The sequence below is a fragment of the Mesorhizobium sp. M0088 genome, assembly GCF_040322895.1.
Classification (GTDB): Bacteria; Pseudomonadota; Alphaproteobacteria; order Rhizobiales; family Rhizobiaceae; genus Mesorhizobium.
Window position 1 is genome coordinate 29788 of record NZ_JAMYUI010000032.1, and the last position, 20107, is coordinate 49894.

Annotated in this window: 19 protein-coding genes and 1 tRNA gene; 14 read left to right on the forward strand and 6 right to left on the reverse strand. The window is 60.2% G+C overall.

The window, feature by feature from the left end:
* Positions 1 to 204: 204 nt before the first annotated feature.
* Complete coding sequence (locus NKJ67_RS30385) at positions 205 to 1104, forward strand: alpha/beta fold hydrolase (protein ID WP_352584946.1); 900 nt, start codon at positions 205 to 207, stop codon at positions 1102 to 1104.
* A 59-nt stretch (positions 1105 to 1163) separates the two neighbouring features.
* On the opposite strand, the gene NKJ67_RS30390 is transcribed toward NKJ67_RS30385, so the two are convergent.
* Positions 1164 to 2258 carry a tyrosine-type recombinase/integrase gene (locus tag NKJ67_RS30390; protein WP_352584948.1) on the reverse strand — a complete coding sequence of 365 codons (1095 nt, stop codon included), beginning with the start codon at positions 2256 to 2258 and terminating at the stop codon, positions 1164 to 1166.
* A 237-nt stretch (positions 2259 to 2495) separates the two neighbouring features.
* Positions 2496 to 3599, reverse strand: a complete 1104-nt coding sequence (locus NKJ67_RS30395; RefSeq protein ID WP_352584950.1) for a porin — start codon at positions 3597 to 3599, stop codon at positions 2496 to 2498.
* Positions 3600 to 4047: 448 nt separating this feature from the next.
* On the opposite strand from NKJ67_RS30395, the gene NKJ67_RS30400 reads away from it, so the two are divergent.
* The 3 genes from NKJ67_RS30400 to NKJ67_RS30410 all read left to right on the forward strand — a co-directional run bounded on the left by NKJ67_RS30400 (position 4048) and on the right by NKJ67_RS30410 (position 5871).
* Positions 4048 to 4138 (forward strand) — tRNA-Ser (locus NKJ67_RS30400).
* A gap of 237 nt (positions 4139 to 4375) precedes the next feature.
* Positions 4376 to 4669, forward strand: coding sequence for a GIY-YIG nuclease family protein (locus tag NKJ67_RS35255; protein WP_502895159.1), 294 nt, complete (start codon positions 4376 to 4378; stop codon positions 4667 to 4669).
* 14 nt (positions 4670 to 4683) lie between these two features.
* The gene (locus NKJ67_RS30410) at positions 4684 to 5871 is read left to right on the forward strand and encodes a porin (RefSeq protein WP_023812850.1); all 1188 of its coding nucleotides are present in this window, start codon (positions 4684 to 4686) and stop codon (positions 5869 to 5871) included.
* 159 nt (positions 5872 to 6030) lie between these two features.
* Here NKJ67_RS30410 and NKJ67_RS30415 read toward each other — a convergent pair whose 3' ends face one another.
* Positions 6031 to 7698 (reverse strand): tetratricopeptide repeat-containing sulfotransferase family protein, encoded by a 1668-nt coding sequence (locus tag NKJ67_RS30415; RefSeq protein WP_352584952.1) that lies wholly within the window; start codon positions 7696 to 7698, stop codon positions 6031 to 6033.
* A 120-nt stretch (positions 7699 to 7818) separates the two neighbouring features.
* On the opposite strand from NKJ67_RS30415, the gene NKJ67_RS30420 reads away from it, so the two are divergent.
* Positions 7819 to 8931 carry a pyridoxal phosphate-dependent aminotransferase gene (locus tag NKJ67_RS30420; RefSeq protein ID WP_352584954.1) on the forward strand — a complete coding sequence of 371 codons (1113 nt, stop codon included), beginning with the start codon at positions 7819 to 7821 and terminating at the stop codon, positions 8929 to 8931.
* A 36-nt stretch (positions 8932 to 8967) separates the two neighbouring features.
* Here NKJ67_RS30420 and NKJ67_RS30425 read toward each other — a convergent pair whose 3' ends face one another.
* Positions 8968 to 9960, reverse strand: coding sequence for a bifunctional helix-turn-helix transcriptional regulator/GNAT family N-acetyltransferase (locus tag NKJ67_RS30425; RefSeq protein WP_352584956.1), 993 nt, complete (start codon positions 9958 to 9960; stop codon positions 8968 to 8970).
* 163 nt (positions 9961 to 10123) lie between these two features.
* Between NKJ67_RS30425 and NKJ67_RS30430 the strand changes: the two genes are divergently transcribed.
* The 6 genes from NKJ67_RS30430 to NKJ67_RS30455 all read left to right on the forward strand — a co-directional run bounded on the left by NKJ67_RS30430 (position 10124) and on the right by NKJ67_RS30455 (position 16802).
* Entirely contained in the window at positions 10124 to 10408 is a 285-nt protein-coding gene (locus NKJ67_RS30430; protein WP_352584958.1) for an acylphosphatase, read from the forward strand.
* Positions 10409 to 10479: 71 nt separating this feature from the next.
* Positions 10480 to 11130: a TetR/AcrR family transcriptional regulator gene (locus NKJ67_RS30435; RefSeq protein ID WP_352584960.1), complete on the forward strand. Its 651-nt coding sequence runs from the start codon at positions 10480 to 10482 to the stop codon at positions 11128 to 11130.
* Between the two features lie 66 nt (positions 11131 to 11196).
* The gene (locus NKJ67_RS30440; protein WP_352584962.1) at positions 11197 to 12360 is read left to right on the forward strand and encodes an isovaleryl-CoA dehydrogenase; all 1164 of its coding nucleotides are present in this window, start codon (positions 11197 to 11199) and stop codon (positions 12358 to 12360) included.
* A gap of 1 nt (position 12361) precedes the next feature.
* On the forward strand, positions 12362 to 13969 hold the full coding sequence (locus NKJ67_RS30445; protein WP_352584964.1) for a carboxyl transferase domain-containing protein: 1608 nt from the start codon (positions 12362 to 12364) through the stop codon (positions 13967 to 13969).
* Positions 13970 to 14029: 60 nt separating this feature from the next.
* Positions 14030 to 14533, forward strand: a complete 504-nt coding sequence (locus tag NKJ67_RS30450; protein WP_352584966.1) for a hypothetical protein — start codon at positions 14030 to 14032, stop codon at positions 14531 to 14533.
* Positions 14534 to 14819: 286 nt separating this feature from the next.
* On the forward strand, positions 14820 to 16802 hold the full coding sequence (locus tag NKJ67_RS30455; protein ID WP_352584968.1) for an ATP-binding protein: 1983 nt from the start codon (positions 14820 to 14822) through the stop codon (positions 16800 to 16802).
* A gap of 89 nt (positions 16803 to 16891) precedes the next feature.
* Here the strand turns inward: NKJ67_RS30455 and NKJ67_RS30460 are convergent, their stop codons facing one another.
* Positions 16892 to 18013 (reverse strand): ABC transporter substrate-binding protein, encoded by a 1122-nt coding sequence (locus tag NKJ67_RS30460; protein ID WP_127810906.1) that lies wholly within the window; start codon positions 18011 to 18013, stop codon positions 16892 to 16894.
* A gap of 392 nt (positions 18014 to 18405) precedes the next feature.
* A complete protein-coding gene (locus NKJ67_RS30465) occupies positions 18406 to 18672 on the reverse strand; it encodes an SEL1-like repeat protein (protein ID WP_013532614.1) in 267 nt (88 codons plus the stop codon).
* A 448-nt stretch (positions 18673 to 19120) separates the two neighbouring features.
* On the opposite strand from NKJ67_RS30465, the gene NKJ67_RS30470 reads away from it, so the two are divergent.
* The 3 genes from NKJ67_RS30470 to NKJ67_RS30480 all read left to right on the forward strand — a co-directional run bounded on the left by NKJ67_RS30470 (position 19121) and on the right by NKJ67_RS30480 (position 20077).
* Positions 19121 to 19462: a DUF2147 domain-containing protein gene (locus NKJ67_RS30470; RefSeq protein WP_127270988.1), complete on the forward strand. Its 342-nt coding sequence runs from the start codon at positions 19121 to 19123 to the stop codon at positions 19460 to 19462.
* A gap of 223 nt (positions 19463 to 19685) precedes the next feature.
* Positions 19686 to 19844, forward strand: coding sequence for a hypothetical protein (locus tag NKJ67_RS30475; protein ID WP_023812838.1), 159 nt, complete (start codon positions 19686 to 19688; stop codon positions 19842 to 19844).
* A gap of 38 nt (positions 19845 to 19882) precedes the next feature.
* Positions 19883 to 20077, forward strand: a complete 195-nt coding sequence (locus NKJ67_RS30480) for a hypothetical protein (RefSeq protein ID WP_127270986.1) — start codon at positions 19883 to 19885, stop codon at positions 20075 to 20077.
* Positions 20078 to 20107: the final 30 nt, after the last annotated feature.

Below are 20107 nucleotides of genomic sequence, written 5' to 3' on the forward strand. Positions count from 1 at the left end.
GGGGGTGCTGTCCCTCGGCCTATCAGTTCAATGGCTCATTCCCAGTAATGGGCCAAGGTTGGCAATCCTTCACACCCCCCTCTGGCCTGCCGGCCATCTCCCCCGCAAGGGGGGAGATCGGCAGCTTCAGCGCCCCGCCCTCTATTTGACCATCCCCGCGCTCGCCTGTAGCAGTCGGCTGAGGCATGGCGGGAGAGAATCCAGATGTCGAGCACCAAAGGCTTTTCCGACTTCTTCTTCAGCGCACCCGATGAGCTGAAGCTTCATGCGCGCATCTATGGTGAGGCCAATACCGGATCCTGGCCGGTTGTCTGCCTGCCTGGCCTGACCCGCAACGCCAAGGATTTTCACGAGCTGGCGCTCTATCTGTCGACGGATGCGGCAACTCCGCGAAAGGTCATCGCCTTCGACTACCGTGGGCGCGGGCAGTCAGCCTATGATCCCGACGTCAAAAATTACAATGTCGGCGTGGAGGCTGGCGACATCCTGGCCGGGCTGACGGCGCTGAGCATCGGGGAAGCGGCCTTCATCGGCACCTCGCGCGGCGGGCTGATCATCCATGTGCTCGGGATGATGCGGCCACCCATCCTGAAAGTCATTGTTTTCAACGACATCGGACCGGTGATCGAGACGGCCGGACTTGCCCATATCCAGTCTTATCTCGAGCGCGACCCGGCACCGAAAACCCGCACACAGGCGACTTCCGCCCAGCGCAGCGTGCATGGCAAGGACTTCGCTGCCCTTTCCGGCGCCGATTGGGATCGGATGGTATGGGCTCTCTACCGCGAAACGGATGGTGGGCTGGTGCCGGATTTCGATCCGAAGTTGGTGGATACCGTGGCGAGCCTCGATCTGACGCAGAAGCTGCCTGATCTATGGCCTCAATTCGAGGCGTTGGCCGCCATCCCGTTGCTCGCCATACGTGGTGCCAATTCGAGATTGCTGTCCATGGACACGCTCAACCAGATGAGAGAGCGCCATTCCATGATGGAGACGATCACTGTCGAGGGCCAGGGCCATGCGCCATTCCTCGAGACCGGCAGCCTGCCGGGCGACATAGCCGCTTTTCTCGATCAAGCCGAACGCAGGAATATCTCGAAGTAAATCCCATGACCAAACAAGGTCACGGGATAGCTACAATAGTATAGACAGGATTCTTCAGCCTACTTGGCTTTTGAATTTTTCCGAGCCGCTTTCGGCGACTCTTTTGCGGCGGCGGCTGCCTCGTCCCTCTTTTTCCGCCCTGCCGTCGGCGACGAAGGCGTCGTCACGGGCGAAGAAAACACGGAGCCTTCAGCGCGATTGCCGCCCGGCTGAGTCGATCGAGGCGTTTCCAACACAATGACGCAGCCGTCGAGATCGTTTGTGGCCAGATGCGCGTAGCGCATCGTCATCGACAGCGTCTGGTGGCCGAGCCACATCTGCACGCGCCTGATGTCGATGCCGCCCTGGACAAGGCGCGAGGCGCAGGTATGGCGCAGTATGTGGGGTACCACCTGGTCGTCGGCGCCGAGGCCGACTTCGGCCTTCGCGTCGTTCCAGATGGCACGAAACTGTGCCTGGCTGAGCTTGGTGAACGGTCCTTTGGGCCGGCGACCCTCAGTGGGAGGCAGCTTGATGACTTCTTTGACTCGCTCGGTCATTGGAATGGTGCGGCTGCGGCCGGATTTGGTGATCCAGAAACTGACGCGATGCTCCTGGATATCGTTCCAGATCAGCCCAAGCGCCTCGCCGAGACGGCATCCGGTGTCGACCAGGAAGACGGAAAGCCTGTAGGCATCCTCGCTGCGGTTCTTGATGGCGGCGAACAGGCGCGCCTCTTCGTCCCTTTCGAGGAAGCGAATCCGACCCGCCCGCTCCTTCTGGCGGCGGAACTCGGGCAGGCTGTGGATATCTCCCATCTTGTGAGCCTTGCGCAGCAGTTTGCTGAGGGCAGCCATTTTTCGATTGATGGTTGCGTTGCTGTTGCCGCGCTGGCGCAAGGTGCCGATAAGGTTGTCCAGGGTACTTTGGTCAAAGGCGCTGAAACGCTCCCCAAGGAGAATCTCGTCTATTTCGCCGATGAACGAGCTGACATTATACTTATGCCGCCCATCATCCCATAATATGTCCCGATATGCTGAAAAAAGATCTCCGACCCGATGCGACTTTACTTCTCTAATCTTGTTGTAGGTGTATCGAATCTTCGGACTTTGAGAAGAAAACATCGAAAAATGATCAGAGGTCTCGCCCTCTTGAATCGCTTCGTTCGTCATCATTTGCCACACCCCCGAGTGGGATAGGTCAGCCCTACCCGCTTGGAAGCGTCCTTTCAAGAGATTTTAATCACGCAGCTGTGATTTCATCCGCCCATCAGCGGATCCCACGAAATCACCCCACGGATTTATTCAGCTACCGTTACCCCCATCCTTCCGTTTGCCTTGATCCAGTCACGAAACAAAAACAGCCCGGGCGTTGTGCGCCCGGGCTGGATTTCACCTGTAAGGAACCAGCCCTTAGAACGAGCGCTGGAAGCGGAGGATACCGCCGATGCTGCTGTCATCGTCAGCGCCGGTCCAGTTGGACGCCGGGAAGCTGCCCGCATTGACGTAGTCGACTTCGGCCGTGACCGTGAAGCCGGGAACGACGTCATAGGCGATATTCGCCGCGATGCCGAGGTTCTCGTCTTCATCATACGACACCTGGGCGTTGAACGAGGTCTTCTCGTTGAACTTGTAGGTGCCACCGCCCCAGACTGCCCAGTTGCCGCCCCACAGCTTGTACATGGAGCGACCACCGCCGAAGTCGTTGATATTATCATCAGTGCCGTAGCCACCCATGATAAACAGCGAAAGTTCATTCGTGGCGTTCACATCCAAACGAACCTTTCCAGCAACTTCTTCGTAATTGCTGTCATAAGCAATGACACCGCTGATGCCACCCCAACCCTGCGTCCACTTCACGCCGCCAACGACATGAGGGACGTAGCTGTCGATCGTGAAGTCGCCATAGCCTTCTTCGAGAGAGACCACAGCCGAGAAGCCGTTCCCAGCGTCGAAGTAGTACTGAATCACGTTCGTGTCGAAGCCACCATAAGGAACGAGCGTATCCTGGATGACGTTGCCAGCATAACCGGTAAACGTATCGAACGCCGATTCGTCCTTACCGACGCGCAGGCCACCGAGCTGGATCCAAGCGAAATTAAGCGAAATGCCCTTATTGAAGGCTTCGTCGCTAAAATTCGTGTTGCCGAAATTGATACGAGTCTCGGTGTAGGTCTTCAAGGTACCGAGTTCGGTCTCCTGGCCGGTCCAGGTCTTCAGCGTGAAGCGTGCATTTTTTCTCCAGGTATCCTGGACGTCACCATCCATCCGGTCGATAGCACGAGCACCATTAAACGAACCAATGTCACCAGCGCCGATGTCATAACGGACATAGCCGCCGATGCGCAGGCAGGTTTCGGTGCCGGGGATGTAGAAGTAGCCAGCGCCGTAGACGTCGCAAATCTTGACGTATTCAGCGGGTTCCGGCTCGGCGACGACGACGGCGTCGGCGGCGCGCGCACCGGAAACTGCGATCAGGGCCGCAGCGGAGCCGAGGAGAAGGCTCTTGATGTTCATTTTCTGACCTCCAGTCAAAAGTTAAAAAACGGGTCTGGGTATTCTTTGCTGAAGGACAGCGTTCCCTGCCCCATCCCCACTACCGAAAAAGATGCGCACCGCGCCGCTCCTTCAAAATCGACATTACTCATGAGACGGCGGCGTTCAACCACGATCGTACCGGTGAAAGGGCTGCCTGGCTGCTATCCCCCGGCGTTGTTGCACAAATGACACGATTTGGCCTCACTCAGAAAGCTCTCGTTAACCATCAGGCCACCGCAACCCCTTGCTCGTCGCCGAATCCGGCGATGGACCGACGGAATCATGGCGAGTTCCCGAGTCGCTGGCCAGAAACAACCGCAGAACCGCCACATCTATGGAAGGTCGCGGTTCGGCGCCTTCTTATTTTGCATATAATGATGCGGGCTTGTTGATTGTGCCGGCGCTTTTCTTTATCCAGCGGCCCAACGGAGAGGTGGCCGAGTGGTCGAAGGCGCTCCCCTGCTAAGGGAGTAGAGGTCAAAAGCTTCTCGTGGGTTCGAATCCCATCCTCTCCGCCATCCTGCTTCGCGCTGCGCGCTTCGCAGGACAAGTCCCGACCTCCCCGCGCGAAACAGGATGCCCTCCGAAGCCGTAGCGAAGGAGGGCTCAAGCGCCTGAATTTCTTGCAAAAACAGGGTTGGCAGCTGCCCTTCGGCCAAGCCGGATACCTTCTCGCATTGGCAAAGGAGGGGCCGGCTCATGTGGTACGTTTATCTTCTGGAGAGCGAGGTTGCGGAAGGTGGCGTTATGTCGGCATGACGTCGGACCTAAAACGACGGCTTGCCGAGCACAATTCGGGAAAATCCAGCCATACGTCCAAGTTCCTGCCATGGCGGATCGTCACCTATATGGCCTTCTCGAATCAGGCCAAGGCAGCTTCATTCGAACGTTATCTCAAATCCGGGTCAGGCACGCTTTCGCCAGTAAACGCTTTGGTGACGACCGCAGGCCTACCGAAAAATGCTACGGTTTTCCAAAAAGAGATAGCGATAACAGCTCGTTACTCCGATGAAGCGGACGGCGGCTCCCGTAATTTCATTCGATTCTGACTGGAGGTCAGAAAATGAACATCAAGAGCCTTCTCCTCGGCTCCGCTGCGGCCCTGATCGCAGTTTCCGGTGCGCGCGCCGCCGACGCCGTCGTCGTCGCCGAGCCGGAACCCGCTGAATACGTCAAGATTTGCGACGTCTACGGCGCTGGCTACTTCTACATCCCCGGCACCGAAACCTGCCTGCGCATCGGCGGCTATGTCCGTTATGACATCGGTGCTGGCGACGTCGGCTCGTTCGATGGTGCTCGCAGCAACGACGTGCAGGACGGCAAGAACCAGGGAGCCTGGTACAAGAACACCCGCTTCACGCTCAAAACCTGGACCGGCCAGGAGACCGAGCTCGGCACCTTGAAGACCTACACCGAGACCCGCTTCAATTTCGGCAACAGCAACGGTGATCCCGACTTCGGCCCGAACGATGCGCACAACAAGGACGTATCGCTGAACTTCGCCTGGATCCAACTTGGCGGTCTGCGCGTCGGTAAAGACGAATCGGCCTTCGATACGTTCATCGGCTACGCCGGCAATGTCATCCAGGATACGCTGGTTCCCTACGGCGACTTCGACACCAACGTCGTCCAGTACTATTTCGACGCAGGCAATGGTTTCTCGGCCGTGCTCTCGCTCGAAGAAGGCTCGGGCGCTGGATCCGTCGACGATCTTGGCAACGGCAAGTATGGCGTTGGCACGATCGACAGCTATGTTCCGCATGTTGTCGGCGGCGTGAAGTGGACCCAGGGCTGGGGCGCGATCACTGGTGTCGTTGCGTATGACAGCAACTACGAAGAAGTCGCTGGCAAGGTTCGCTTGGATGTGAACGTTTCCAACGAGTTGTCGTTGTTCATCATTGGTGGCTATGGCACCGACGATAACCTCAACGACCCGACCTACGATCAGCCCGCGGGCGGTCGAGGCTTCTACAAGCAGTGGGGCGGCAACTGGGCAGTTTGGGGCGGTGGCACCTACAAGTTCAACGAGAAGACCTCGTTCAACCTTCAGGCGTCTGCTGATGACTGGAAGAACGTCGGCGTCGCAGCGAACGTTGCCTATGACATCGTCCCCGGCTTCACCGTCACGGCCGAAGTTGACTATCTTCACGCCGGCAAGTTCGATGAGGGCAGCACGGATAACGTCGCCTGGACTCCGGCCGACAAGAAGAACAGCGTCGGCGGCCTGCTCCGCTTCCAGCGCTCGTTCTAATACATTTCGACTTGTCGAAATCGAAACCTGGCGGGCAACCGCCGGGTTTTTTCAGGACGTTGTACGACCATCGGATGCGGTGCTGATTCGGTATTAACAGCGAAAGTCTCGGACGCATTGCATGCACCCGCAAAGCTCGTCGGCAAATTACGGATTGGACTATTTGTCCGCTAGATCGCCCAACGCATCAATCAGCGTCTGAATCTCATTTTCATAATTCTTCCAGCGCTTGACCGACGATTTGTAGATCGGTTGGCGAACCTGCCAGCGGCTGGGCGTATTGACCGAACCATCCCTGTCGAAAAAACGCAGGCAGGCGTCATCCCAGGGCAGCCCAAGGTAATCTATGAGGCGGCGTGACTGCGCTTCTTGATCCTCAACCAGCGTTTCGTACTGGTTTTCGAAGATCAGGCCCGGGAAAACCTCGTTCCAATGCTGCATCAGACGGTCATATTCGCGATAGTACAGACCGAGTGTCTTCAGGTCGGTGTTGTAACTGTGCCCCTCGCCGAATTTCAAGACATAGCAAGAGACGCAATTGTCGATGGCGTCACGGCGGCAATGGATGATCTTTGCGTTGGGGAAGAGAAGGCCAATCAAACCGATCAGTTCAAAATTATGCGGCATCTTATCCACTATCCTAAGTGCCGCGGGCGCCCGCTCCTTCAGATAGGACAAATGCTCCTCGGCCAATGTTCGGGACAAGCCTTTTGTGATCGACGCGATCGCCGAGTTCAAATCTCCGGCGGACGACCTTCTGAGTTCAATCGCATTCGCCACCCGCCTAAGCTTCATTAGTTCGCCCGCGCCATGTACATCAGGATGACTGGCGCAGATCTGTTCCGTAAGAGTCGTGCCTGAGCGAGGCATGCCGACCACGAACACGGGAATTTCCGAAGGATTTCCGTAATCGGCCTTGGCAGCCAGCATCTCAGGCGTGAAGGTCGCAATCAGTGAGTCTATCCAGCGACGGTATTGGTCGATATCGAAGTTGCGGCCTGATGCCTGTTTCGACTTGTTGAAATGGTCGAATGCATCCTTATAGCGTTTGAGATCATTTAGCACCTTGCCGGCCGCGAGATGAAGGTTCTCGGCACCATCCGGTTCAAGCTTCGGATTTCCAAGTTCGCCAAGAATGGCCTTGAGCTCCTTAGGCTCTTCGGTGAATTTTTGTGTCTGCACGAGGTCATTGTACGCCGCCGGCACCTTGATACGACGTTCGATTGCCTCCTGAAGATAGGCGGCAGCTTCAACCATCCGTCCCACGCTGGTGAGCGCGCGAGCCAGTCCGATCCGCACCTTTGGATGATCCCGGTTTATTTTTAGTGCCTTCTCATAAAGCGGCAAAGCCATCTCAGGTTTGTCAAAGTCGATATAAGCGTCCCCCAATGCACAAAGTGCTTCGATAAGATCTGGCTGCAACTCCAAGGCGTATTGCATATGTCTGATTGCTGGCGAATATTCGCTGACCTTCACATAGGCCGAAGCCAGCCCAAGGTGGTAGTAAGGGTTTTTTGGCTCCTCGCCGACCGCGCGTGCGAAATATCGCAAGGCCGCCTCATCGTCGTAGCCCAGGCACACGGTCCCCAAGATATACAGGGCAAGTGGATGGTTGGGCGTACGCGCCAGAACTTGCAGGCATAAGTCCTGAGCTTCGCCGAGCCGTTTGACTTGCTGAAACTGATATGCCTGCTGCAGCAACGCCTCGTCGGCCTGCGCACGCGAAAGCGAATTCGCTTTCGGAAGATTCGGTTGCGGGAATTTGGGTTTCGGTCCGGTTTGGACCTTCAGGTGCTTGGACCAGGCAGGCGGCAGACGATTGTTCATTGCGTCTCGCTAGCAAAAAGATACGCAGGAATCCAGCGTTACGATTGCGGACCGCCGGGTGCTTGCACGGCCAAGTCGGCCACGCTAGCAAGAAGGCCCTTTTTCAAGCGAGCTTCCGCCATGCACCAGCGCCCTCCCCTCATGCCGCTCATCGCAGCGCTTCCTTCGACGGTGCCGTTTGTCGGCCCCGAAGCGCAGGAGCGCGAGCGTGGCCGCGCTTTCCGCGCCCGCATCGGCGCCAATGAGAGCAGCTTTGGTCCCTCGCCGCGCGTCACCGCCCGGATGGCCGAGATCGCCGGCGACATGTGGATGTATTGCGATCCCGACAATCACGATCTGAAGCTGGCGGTTGCCGCCCATCACGGCCTAGAAGCCGAGAACGTCGTTGTCGGCGAGGGCATAGATGGCCTGCTCAGCCTTGTGGCACGCATGTACGTCGCGCCTGGTGACGCGGTGGTCACCTCGCTCGGCGCTTACCCGACCTTCAACTTCCACATTGCCGGTGTCGGCGGGCGGCTGGTGACAGTTCCTTACGAGAACGACCGGGAAAGCCTGGATGGCCTGCTGGCGGCGGTGCGCAAGGACAAGGCCCCGCTGGTCTATCTCTCCAACCCGGACAATCCAATGGGCAGTTGGTGGGAGGGGAGCGAGATCATCCGCTTCATCGAGGCGCTGCCGCAAACCACCATGCTTGTGCTCGACGAGGCCTATGGCGAACTCGGGCCGGCCTCGGCGCTGCCGCCGATCGATATCTCCAGGCCAAATGTTATCCGCATGCGCACCTTCTCGAAGGCTTACGGGCTGGCGGGCATACGCTGCGGCTATGCGATCGCCGAGGCCCAGGTGATCCGCGACTTCGAGAAGATCCGCAACCATTATGGCGTCAGCCGCATGGCGCAGATCGCCGGCGTCGAGGCGCTCGCCGATCAGGACTATCTGCAAAGCGTGGTGGCGCGGGTCGCGGCCGGCCGCCGACGCATCGCCGGCATTGCCGAAGCGAACGGGCTGAAGCCGCTGGCGTCGGCGACCAACTTCGTCACCATCGATTGCGGCGGCGATGGCGCTTTCGCGCTGAAAGTTCTGCAAGGTCTGCTGTCACGCGACGTCTTCATCCGCAAGCCCATGGTGCCACGGCTCGACCGCTGCATTCGCGTCAGCGTCGGCCTCGACCATGAACTCGACATCTTCGCCGATGAACTTCCGGGCGCTTTGGCGGCGGCGCGGGGAAACTAGTATCCGGTTGTAGGCAAGCCAGAATCACAAGGCACGCTACAAATTCATTTCCCAGGTCTGGCCGGTCAGATCCTTGCCGAAGCTGTGGTGATGCTCCTGCGAGACCAGCCTGAAGCCGGCACGTTCGTAGATCGCGCGCGCCGCGACGAGGATGTCGTTGGTCCACAGCACCAGCTTGGCGTAGCCGCAAGCCCGGGCCTGGTTCACGCATTCCGCGACCAGTCGTTTGCCGATGCCGAGGCCGCGCGCCGGCGACTCGACATGCAGCATTCTCAGCTTGGCCACTTCGTCGTCCTGATGAACCAGGAACACCGCGCCGACCGGCTCACCACCGCGCTCGGCGATCCAGCAGAAATCGCGGCCGGGCACGAAATTGCGAATGAAATCGGCGCCGATCTCGGCGAGCATGGCCTCGAACTCGATCGTCCAGCCATATTCCTCGGCATAGAGTTGGGCCTGGCGCTGCACGACCCAGCCGACATCGCCGACGCGATGCGGCCGCAGCGTCACCTCGCTGCTGTCACGGGTGGGATCGCCCAGCAATTCCCCCGCCTTGCGCAAGGCGCTGCGCAGTTCATGCAACCTGTCGTCGGGGACGCTTTCGATCAGCCGCGCCGTGTCCCGATCGGCCGCCGCTTGCAGTCTGGCAAGCGCTGCCTCGCCTCGTGAGGTCAGCGAGAGGACCCTTCGGCGCCGGTCAGCCGGGTCCGTTCTGGCCTCGGTCAGCCCCTGGCCCGCAAACTTGCGCAGGATCCGCGTCAGATAGGCGGCATCGACACGCAACTGTCTTGATATTTCAGAGGCCGCCGGGCCATTCTCCAGCCGAAAAGCCCCAGCCAGGAAACCTCGCTCGCCCGCGATTTCGGCGGAAGCCGGGTTGCTGCGGTGACCCAATTCGAACAGCACGCGCGCCTCGGTCAAAGTGAATGCACTTTGTGTCAGCGTCTCGTCGAGAAGGCCGACGGTGCGCGTGTAGAAGCGATTGAAGCGCCTGACATCGGCCACCAATGCGTTGCGTTCGTCCAACATCCAGCCAACTCCCAATAGGGCAGCTCCATTTTTCAAAATTAATGGACTGAGTCAATGAAATTTCAAAGCCAGAGGGCCCAGCTATTGCGTCGTGCGCGCAACTCTCATGTTGCATTCCCTGAGCCATGCACCAGATTTTAACGAGACAGGCTTGGAGAGATTCATGACTGGTCATCGCAGGAAAGTGCAGGCGCGCATCTACGGCAATGTGCAAGGCGTCGGCTTCAGAGCATGGGCCCGGGATGAGGCCACAGGCCTTGGTCTCGCGGGCTGGGTTTGCAATGAAGCGGATGGGTCCGTAACGACGCAAATTGCAGGCCTCGATGAAGCGGTCTCGACAATGATCAAGCGCCTCTGGGAAGGGCCGACCGGCGCTTCGGTTTTCAAGGTCGATGTCGAGGAGTTGGTGGCAGAAAACGCCTCTGTTGGGTTCAGGATCGTTGCATGAAGGTGAGTTTGGATAGGGCGCCTTGAATTAATTGAACGTTCGTTTTATTATTGCTCCGCAGAGGAGCTGACATGGCACGCACCGCTGGGTCCGATGGCGAAAAGACCGAAGCGTCTATCCGTGAGGCAGCGGTCAACCTCATCGCGCGCCTTGGTTACGAGGCGATGTCGATGCGCCAGTTGGCCAGCGAAGTCGGCGTCCAGGCAGCTGCGCTCTACCGCTACTTTCCAACCAAGGAAGAGCTTCTGTTCACGCTGATGCGCGAGCACATGGAAGATCTGGCCACAGCATGGGAAGCAGCCCGCCCGGCGGATGCAAATCCGGCGCAACTGCTCTCGGCCTATGTGCGCAATCACATCGCCTTTCATATCGAGCGACGACACGCCACGCATGTGTCGAACATGGAATTGCGCAGTCTGTCGCCCGAACGGCTGACACAGATACTGCGCATGCGCACGGCTTACGAGAAGGAGCTGCGCGCCATCCTGCGCGACGGCGACGAGACGGGCGCTTTCAGCATCGACGACACCGGGCTGACGGCCATGGCGCTGATCCAGATGATGACCGGCGTCATCGTCTGGTTTCGGCCGGGCGAACGGCTGTCGATCGCTGAAGTGACGGCGACATATCTTTCGATGACAATGCGTTTGGTTGGCGCGAGGATCGGTACCTACAGCGCCGCGCGTCCCTTCGGACGCGCAAAGGACGCTGTAGCATTTTGATTTTGCGCATGATCCCTTTCCGAAAATCAAAGTCGATTTTCGGGGTCATGCGCAGGGAGGAACGGCATGTACACGAACACGCTCAGCTTCGGGCATGACGAGGAGATCGAGGCGCTGCGCGACTTGGTCCGGCGCTTCGCCCAGGAGCGCATCGCGCCGATCGCCGCCGACATCGATCGCTCGAATGAATTCCCGGCGCATCTGTGGGGCGAACTCGGCGCGCTCGGTTTGCTTGGCATCACCGCCGATCCCGATTTCGGCGGCACCGGCATGGGCTATCTCGCCCATGTGATCGCGGTCGAGGAGATTTCACGCGCTTCGGCCTCGGTCGGCCTCTCCTACGGTGCCCATTCCAACCTCTGCGTCAACCAGATCAACCGTTGGGCGACAACGGCGCAGAAGGAAAAATACCTGCCGCCACTGTGCTCGGGGGAGCGTGTCGGCGCGCTGGCGATGTCGGAGTCCGGCGCCGGCTCGGACGTCGTCTCGCTGAAGCTGCGTGCCGAAAAGCGCAATGATCGCTACGTGCTCAATGGCACCAAGATGTGGATCACCAACGGGCCGGACGCCGAAACGCTGGTCGTCTATGCCAAGACGGATCCGGATCGGAAATCGCGCGGCATCACCGCCTTCATCGTCGAGAAGGCTTTTGCCGGATTTTCCGTGGCGCAGAAACTCGACAAGCTCGGCATGCGCGGCTCCAACACCGGGGAGCTCGTGTTCGAAAATGTTGAGGTGCCTTTCGACAACGTGCTGCATGAGGAAGGGCGCGGCGTCGAAGTGCTGATGTCTGGCCTGGACTATGAGCGCACGGTGCTTGCCGGCGGCCCGATCGGCCTGATGGCGGCGTGCCTTGACGTGGCAATCCCCTATGTGCACGAGCGCAAGCAGTTCGGCCAGGCGATCGGCGAGTTCCAGCTGGTGCAAGGCAAGCTGGCCGACATGTACACGGTGATGAACGCCGCGCGCGCCTATGTCTATGCCGTTGCCGCCGCCTGCGACCGCGGCCAGACGACGCGCAAGGATGCCGCCGGCTGCGTGCTGTTTGCCGCCGAGAAGGCGACGCTGATGGCGCTCGACGCCATCCAGCTGCTTGGCGGCAACGGCTACATCAACGACTATCCGACCGGCCGCCTGCTGCGCGATGCCAAGCTCTATGAGATCGGCGCCGGCACCAGCGAAATCCGCCGCTGGCTGATCGGCCGCGAGATCATGGCGGAGGGGGTATAGCATGGCTACGCTGCAAACCCAGATATCCCCCTCCTCCGAAACCTTCCGTGCCAATGCCGAGCGCATGCGGGCGCTGGTCGCCGACATTGCGGAGAAGGCGGCCACCGTCGAGCGCGGCGGCTCGGAGGAAGCGCGCGAGCGGCATGTTTCGCGCGGCAAGCTCCTGCCGCGCGAGCGCCTCGCGCAATTGCTGGATGTCGGTTCACCCTTCCTCGAGATCGGCCAGTTCGCCGCTTGGTCGATGTATGGCGAGGAGATTTCGTCGGCCGGCATGATCGCCGGCGTCGGCCGCGTCGAGGGCACCGAGGTGATGATCGTCGTCAACGACGCCACGGTGAAGGGCGGCACCTATTACCCGCTGACGGTGAAGAAGCATCTGCGGGCGCAGGAGATCGCGCTGCAGAACAATTTGCCTTGCATCTACCTCGTCGATAGCGGCGGTGCCAACCTGCCCAATCAGGACGAGGTGTTTCCCGACCGGGAGCATTTCGGCCGCATCTTTTACAACCAGGCCAACATGTCGGCAGCCGGCATTCCGCAGATCGCCTGCGTCATGGGTTCCTGCACGGCGGGCGGCGCCTATGTGCCGGCGATGTCCGACGAGACGATCATGGTGGGCAACCAGGCGACCATCTTCCTCGGCGGTCCGCCGCTGGTGAAAGCAGCGACCGGCGAGGATGTCAGCGCCGAGGATCTCGGCGGCGCCGATGTGCACACCAGGCTCTCCGGTGTTGCCGATCACTATGCGCTGGACGACGACCATGCGCTCGCCATCTGCCGCCGCATCGTCAAAAACCTGAATCGGAACAAGACTGTAAGCCTAAACTTACAGAGATCGATTCCGCCGCTTCATCCGGCGGATGAACTCTACGGCATCGTGCCGACCGACCTGCGCCAGCCCTATGACGCCCGCGAGGTGATCGCGCGCATCGTCGACGGTTCCGAATTCGACGAGTTCAAGCAGAATTACGGCACCACGCTGATCACCGGCTTTGCCCATCTGCATGGCATGCCGGTCGGCATCATCGCCAACAACGGCGTGCTGTTTTCCGAAAGCGCGCTGAAGGGCGCGCACTTCGTCGAACTGTGCTGCCAGCGCAAGATCCCATTGGTCTTCCTGCAAAACATCACCGGCTTCATGGTCGGTCGAAAATATGAAGCAGGCGGCATCGCCAAGGATGGCGCCAAGCTGGTGATGGCGGTTGCCACCGCCAGGGTGCCGAAGGTGACTGTCATCATCGGCGGTTCGTTCGGCGCCGGCAATTACGGCATGTGCGGCCGCGCCTATTCACCGCGCTTCCTGTGGATGTGGCCGAACGCCCGCATCTCGGTGATGGGCGGCGAGCAGGCAGCAACGGTGCTTGCCATGGTCAAGCGCGAAGGCATCGAGCGCAAGGGCGGGGAATGGAGCGCCGAGGAAGAGGCGAAATTCAAGAAGCCGATCCTGATGAAATACGAGCATGAGGGCCATCCGCTCTACTCGTCCGCTCGCCTCTGGGACGACGGCATCATCGACCCGGCGAAGACGCGCGACGTGCTGGCACTCAGCCTGTCCGCTGCGCTCAACGCCGAAATCGAGGACACGCGCTTTGGCGTGTTTCGGATGTGAGAATGGACGGTCAACTTCGACGGACAAACGGCGGAACTATACCGGCGGACCGTTGCTGCCGTGCGAAAAGGCTTAACTGTATGGACCAATCGATTCACCAGCATAGGCGGCTTCGATTCTCAAACAGTGAACTGGCGGCGAGGCAAAATATTCGCTACTGCTTATCCAGCATGGGGCAATGGGGACGGGCTGGAAATGAAACTGAAATATTGCCAGGGAACGGCTGCTTCGATACTTTCTGTATTTCTAATATTAACAGCGACCGACGCCGGCTCGGCGGAATCGCTCGCAGGACGCAAGGGAGACGTGCGTTTTCCGCCGACCTTGGGTTCGGGCGAATGCAACGTTGCCTACAAGGGCTACGTCGCGGCGAGCGGTCATTCGGCCTACGCTACAACCTTTTATTCGCGTGTCGTCGACCTCTACATTGTCTGCGGGACGAAGCTCAACGCGCCGTCCCAGAAGGCGGCGGAAGAGACGGCGCTGCGCAATTGCCAAGCCGGCTTGACACGGTGGAAGCTCAAGACCGCGAGTGGCGGCTGCGCAATCTCGTCATCGAAATAGATACTACCGACCGCAAGGTAGAGCACTCCCTTGGTAAGGGAGTGCTCTACGCCGAGGGCTGGAATGGCTCACGGGACAGTACCCCCCTCTGCCCTGCCGGACATCTCCCCCACGTGGGGGGAGATCGACGGTCGCTATCGCTTTCGCCAAATTCCAACACTGAAAGTTCGCAGCGAGGGCAAAGCTGCCAATCTGCCCCCTTGCGGGGGAGATGTCCGGCAGGACAGAGGGGGGTGTTCAAGCGCCCTGCTTCCCATGGACTTCGAACCTTACATGCGGAGGCTCCATGTTCGCCAAGATCCTGATCGCCAATCGCGGCGAGATCGCTTGCCGTGTCATCCGGACGGCGCGCAAGATGGGTGTGCGCACTGTCGCCGTCTATTCGGATGCAGATGCGAGATCCCTGCATGTCGAGATGGCCGACGAGGCGGTGCATATCGGCCCCTCGCCCGTCAGCGAAAGCTATCTGCGCGGTGACAAGATCATCGCCGCGGCCCTGGCAACGGGCGCACAAGCCATTCACCCCGGCTACGGCTTCCTGTCGGAAAATCCCGATTTCGTCGACCAGGTGGCGGCGGCGGGGCTGATTTTCATCGGCCCGTCGGCGGCCTCGATCCGTGCCATGGGGCTGAAGGACGCGGCCAAGCGGCTGATGGAAAAGGCCGGCGTGCCGGTCGTGCCGGGCTATCATGGCGAGGCGCAGGAGATCGTGCTGCTTGCGTCCAAGGCACGCGAGATCGGCTATCCCGTGCTGATCAAGGCGCGCGCCGGCGGCGGCGGCAAGGGTATGCGCCGGGTCGAGCATCCCGATGAGTTTTCCGAGGCGCTGTCCAGCGCGCGGCGCGAGGCGAAAGCCGCTTTCGGCGACGACCGCGTGCTGGTCGAAAAATATGTCGACAAGCCGCGCCATATCGAGGTGCAGGTGTTCGGCGACAATTTCGGCAATGCAGTGCACCTTTATGAACGCGACTGCTCGGCGCAGCGCCGCCACCAGAAAGTGATCGAGGAATCGCCCGCGCCCGGCATGACCGAGGCTTTGCGCAAGGCGATGACGGATGCGGCGGTGAAGGCCGCCAAGGCGATCAATTATTCAGGCGCCGGCACCATCGAGTTCATCGTCGATGCCTCGCAGGGCCTGAAAGCCGACCGCTTCTGGTTCATGGAGATGAACACCCGCCTGCAGGTCGAACATCCGGTCACCGAAATGGTGACCGGCAACGATCTGGTCGAGTGGCAGTTGCGGGTCGCCAGCGGCGAAAAGCTGCCCAAGACGCAAAGCGAGATCGCGCTCGTCGGCCATGCCTTCGAGGCGCGCATTTATGCCGAGGACGCGACGAAAGGTTTTCTGCCGGCAACGGGCACGCTGCACCATCTGAAATTTCCAGACGCGGCCTCCGAAGGCGCCACGATGCGCATAGAGACAGGCGTGCGGGCGGGTGACGCCATCTCGCCCTATTACGACCCGATGATTGCCAAGCTGGTCGTCCACGCCACGGACCGTCAGGGGGCTCTGGAAGCGCTTGGCGCGGCGCTATCCCGGACCGAGATCGCCGGCTCGACCGTCAACACCGCCTTTCTTGCCGCTCTGGCCGCCGATCCGGATTTTGCTGCAGGCGATGTCGACACCAGCCTGATTGGCAGACACCAAGAAACCTTGGCGACCGTCCCGCCGCCGAGCGACGAAACCATTGCTGCCGCCGCTCTTGCGGCCTCCGGTGCCGGCGCAACCCCGTCATCCGACGATCCGTGGTCGTCGCTTGTCGGCTATGCCCATTTCCACAGCGTGGCGCGACGCACATGGCTGAAGTTCGGCGAAGACGATATCGCGGCGAAGGTTTCGGTGCGGGCGGACGGACGATTCCAGGTCGCGCTGGACAAGCCCTATGGCGACACCAATTCGCATGATTTTCGCGCCACGCCACGCCTCGCCCGCTGGCCAGGCCATATCACCGTGTTCGAAGGCGCCGTTGGCTACACCTTCGCCGTGCCGGACCCGTTGGCACGGGCCGATGAGGCGGCGGCAAGCACCGGCAGCCTGCGTGCGCCGATGCCGGGATTGGTCAAGCTGGTGCGCGTGGGAAAAGGCGATACGGTGATCAAGGGCCAGCCGCTGCTGATCCTCGAGGCGATGAAGATGGAGCACACCATCGCCGCGCCGCATGACGGCGTGATCGCCGAGATCGCCACAGAGGGCGCACAGGTCACCGACGGAACGGTGCTGGTGCGGTTCGTCGAGGAGCACAACGCCGCGACCACAGCAGTGAGCTGACGGTTCGGAAGGCCACGACAGGGGAAGCAAAAAAATGGCCGGGATGAACCCGGCCATTTCTCTATGCCATCCAGTCGCCAGGGTGGCGATTACTGCGCGATCGGCGCGTATTTGCCGTCATGCCACTGGTTGATGTCGTAGCTGGCATTCTTGAGGTCGCCCTTCTCGTCGAAGGTGACATCACCGACAACGGTGCTGATCGGCGTACCGTTCTTCAACGCTTCGGCAACCTTGGCCGGGTCGTCGCTGCCGGCACGCTTGATGCCTTCGGCGAAAGCCTGGATGGTGGCGTAAGAGAACAGCGTGAAACCCTCCGGCACGAAACCGCCGGCCTTGATCTTCTCGACGGCTGCCTTGGCTTCCGGCTTTGCCTGCGGATCCGACGGGAAGACGAACATGGTGCCCTCGCCGGCCGGGCCGGCAACCTGCCAGAATTCCGGCGAGGCGATGGAGTCCGGCATGATCAGCTGGAACTTCAGGTTCTGTTCCGCCGACTGACGCAGGATCAGGCCGGCTTCAGGATGATAGCCGCCGAAATAAACAACGTCGGCTTTCAAATCCTTGAGCTTGGTGACGAGAGCCGAATAGTCCTTCTCGCCAGCGTTGATGCCGTCATAATAGACCTCCTTGAGGCCGCCGGCATTCATCGTTGCCCTGACGGCGTCAGCCACGCCCTGTCCGTAGGCGCTCTTGTCATGCAGGACGACGACATTCTTGCCGGCAAACTTCTTGGCGATCCATGGGCCGATGAAGGCGCCCTGCGCGTCGTCTCGCGTATAAAGGCGCATGATCGTCGGCCAGCCGGCCTTGGCTGCCGCATCGGTCAGCACCGGGTTTGACGAGGCCGGGCTCATCATCAAGGCGCCGGCTTCGGCATAGACAGCCGAGGCCGGAATGCTGGAACCCGAGCAGGCATGGCCGTCGATGAACTTGACGCCATCGGCGACGACGCGGTTGGCAACCGACACGGCCTGCTTGGGATCGCATTGGTCGTCTTCGATGCTCAGCTTGATCTGACGACCGTCGACACCGCCCGCGGCGTTGATCGCATCGGCGGCAGCCTGTGCGCCCTGCTTGAACTGATCGCCGATGGTGGCGAGCTGTCCGGTCATCGGGCCGACCACCGCAAAGGTGATGTCGTCTGCGAGTGCGACCGGCGTGCTCAACATCAGGCCGAATATGGCCGCGTTCAAAATACTCAATTTTTTCATGATGGTAGAACTCCTCCACTCACGCGCGGCCGCCCCGGCCGCGCTTCTTCCAGAGAGGCCGGACAATTTCATCCTTCATTCGGCCTGTCTAGGCGCATTGGCGCCGCTCGATTGGGCCTGCAAGACGTCATCCACGCAAAAAGCCACGCCAGCCTTGTTCCGGCTGGTCGTGGCTTTTTTGCCCGTCGAGCAATCTCCAGGCGCCCCCGCGCCTAAAAATCCGCTCAGCTTCCCTGTGTCGCGCACGACTGGGCCTTGCGGCCTGCCGCGTTCTTTCCCTTGCCTTCGTGACCGTCTTGCGCGGCCTTCAATTTCGCCGGGTCTGGCCGTCTGTGCGGCCTTGATCCCGGAGCTTCCCTGTCTTCGATGGATCTGTCTGCGATTGGCAGATTTCAGTGCATGGTCATCCATTCGCGGGCTTCGCGCAGCGCCGTGGCGATCTCGACCTTCGACATGGCGGCCGACAGTTCCGAGCGCAGCTCGGCGGCGCGGGCCGAGCCCTTGATTGCGGCGATGTTGAACCATTTGTGGGCGGCAACGACATCGGTCTCGCAATCGCGGCCGGTCGCATACATCATGCCCAATTCGAAAAGGATGTCGGCCTGGGCAGTTGCTCCCATGGCGCCGAAACCTGCTTCAAGCATTTCAAAACGTGCCATTTCAATCCCCTGTTTTCCGGCCCTGTCAGGCTCCCGAGAGCTGCCTTCTTTCGTCTTGCCGGCTGCTCTTCCGATGCTTTCGAGAATGCCGTGCAGGCTTGAATCCGTCGTTAAATGGCGTGCTTAATTTGAGGAAAACAAAGCTAAAACAAGAGGTAAACGCCGAAATTCGTTAAGGATACAAACCCAGCAATTCAGCCTGCTTGCCTCAAATTTGACGAAAGTCTTCTCGCGCGGGGGCAAGACTTCGCTAACCACGGCGAACAAAGGCGATGCGCCGATCGTTTCATTTCATCGTCGAGGAGGCGCTTTCAGGCGGCTGCAAAATCCCAAAGTCTTCCGCTACGGCACCGCTTTTGTTTTGCCGGGAGCTGGATTAGCTTACGTTTGCGTAAGCGGCAGACCGGCGAGGCGGAGCATCCGGCCGGACATCCACAGGGAGGAAGACATGTTTCGAAAACTGAGCCTGGCCCTTGCGGCCACATTGATCGTGGCGAGTGCGGCATGGGCCGATCCGATCGAAGGCAATTGGAAGACGCAGGCCGGCGAAACCGCGGCCATCGCCGGCGGCGGCTCGTTTTCCATCACGCTCAAGTCCGGGAAATATGCCGGCAAGACCATCGGCTCGCTCAAGGCGACAGGCGACAACAAATATGCCGGCAACATCACCGATCCGGCAAACGACAAGACCTATTCGGGCAAGGCGACATTGTCGGGCAGCTCTCTCAAGATGAGCGGCTGCGTGCTCGGCGGACTGATCTGCAAGAGCCAGACCTGGCACAAGCTCTGATCGAGCGCATCCTTGCGACATGATGACGGGGCCTCGACGGGCCCCGTTTTCGTTTGTCGACACATCCTGCGCCGATGATGCTCGATACCCACCGGCGGCTATCCAAACCGACGCCGGCGCCGTCGAAACCCGTCAATCATCTTGAACGGCAGATGAACGCCGGCATCAGAGCCGGTTCAGTTGCATCAGGGCATTCTCCGGCGTGTTGAAGGAGACCGACCCAATGCTTGCTCGCCGCTTCACCATCGTCTGCCTGCTGGTGAGCCTGTTTGGAATGTTCTTCGCCATCCTCGTCGCCGAAGCGGGCCGTCCGGCCCGCGCCTGGGACGAAGCCAGTTCCAGAACCTGCCGCCTCGCCTGCCCCACCCATCTTCGCAACTGACCAAAGAAACCAAGACCTCGAAAGAAAAGCTGAACGCCATGAACCGCATCGCCGCCAACACTCTCAAGACCCTTCGGCTTCTGCCGCGGGCGGCGCTTATCCTGACGGTGCTGGCCGCTCCGGTTCTGGCCGTGCCGATGATGCGCACTGACGCCGGCTCGACGATCGACGCACCAGCCCTGAAGAAGTCCGGCGTCGGCTTTGTGCTCCTGGTCAGCCTGCAGCGCGGTTGAAGAAAAACGGCGCTTTGGCCGCCTTCGGTC

What these genes read in the sequence shown, in the direction of transcription:
- NKJ67_RS30390 (WP_352584948.1), bottom strand. Translation starts at nt 2,258, where the DNA reads ATGATGACGAACGAAGCGATTCAAGAGGGCGAGACCTCTGATCATTTT.
- NKJ67_RS30410 (WP_023812850.1), top strand. Translation starts at nt 4,684, where the DNA reads ATGAACATCAAGAGCCTTCTCCTCGGCTCCGCTGCGGCCCTGATCGCA.
- NKJ67_RS30470 (WP_127270988.1), top strand. Translation starts at nt 19,121, where the DNA reads ATGTTTCGAAAACTGAGCCTGGCCCTTGCGGCCACATTGATCGTGGCG.
- NKJ67_RS35255 (WP_502895159.1), top strand. Translation starts at nt 4,376, where the DNA reads ATGACGTCGGACCTAAAACGACGGCTTGCCGAGCACAATTCGGGAAAA.
- NKJ67_RS30395 (WP_352584950.1), bottom strand. Translation starts at nt 3,599, where the DNA reads ATGAACATCAAGAGCCTTCTCCTCGGCTCCGCTGCGGCCCTGATCGCA.
- NKJ67_RS30440 (WP_352584962.1), top strand. Translation starts at nt 11,197, where the DNA reads ATGTACACGAACACGCTCAGCTTCGGGCATGACGAGGAGATCGAGGCG.
- NKJ67_RS30430 (WP_352584958.1), top strand. Translation starts at nt 10,124, where the DNA reads ATGACTGGTCATCGCAGGAAAGTGCAGGCGCGCATCTACGGCAATGTG.
- NKJ67_RS30385 (WP_352584946.1), top strand. Translation starts at nt 205, where the DNA reads ATGTCGAGCACCAAAGGCTTTTCCGACTTCTTCTTCAGCGCACCCGAT.
- NKJ67_RS30455 (WP_352584968.1), top strand. Translation starts at nt 14,820, where the DNA reads ATGTTCGCCAAGATCCTGATCGCCAATCGCGGCGAGATCGCTTGCCGT.
- NKJ67_RS30480 (WP_127270986.1), top strand. Translation starts at nt 19,883, where the DNA reads ATGAACCGCATCGCCGCCAACACTCTCAAGACCCTTCGGCTTCTGCCG.
- NKJ67_RS30420 (WP_352584954.1), top strand. Translation starts at nt 7,819, where the DNA reads ATGCACCAGCGCCCTCCCCTCATGCCGCTCATCGCAGCGCTTCCTTCG.
- NKJ67_RS30425 (WP_352584956.1), bottom strand. Translation starts at nt 9,960, where the DNA reads ATGTTGGACGAACGCAACGCATTGGTGGCCGATGTCAGGCGCTTCAAT.
- NKJ67_RS30465 (WP_013532614.1), bottom strand. Translation starts at nt 18,672, where the DNA reads ATGGCACGTTTTGAAATGCTTGAAGCAGGTTTCGGCGCCATGGGAGCA.
- NKJ67_RS30415 (WP_352584952.1), bottom strand. Translation starts at nt 7,698, where the DNA reads ATGAACAATCGTCTGCCGCCTGCCTGGTCCAAGCACCTGAAGGTCCAA.
- NKJ67_RS30435 (WP_352584960.1), top strand. Translation starts at nt 10,480, where the DNA reads ATGGCACGCACCGCTGGGTCCGATGGCGAAAAGACCGAAGCGTCTATC.
- NKJ67_RS30460 (WP_127810906.1), bottom strand. Translation starts at nt 18,013, where the DNA reads ATGAAAAAATTGAGTATTTTGAACGCGGCCATATTCGGCCTGATGTTG.
- NKJ67_RS30445 (WP_352584964.1), top strand. Translation starts at nt 12,362, where the DNA reads ATGGCTACGCTGCAAACCCAGATATCCCCCTCCTCCGAAACCTTCCGT.
- NKJ67_RS30475 (WP_023812838.1), top strand. Translation starts at nt 19,686, where the DNA reads ATGCTTGCTCGCCGCTTCACCATCGTCTGCCTGCTGGTGAGCCTGTTT.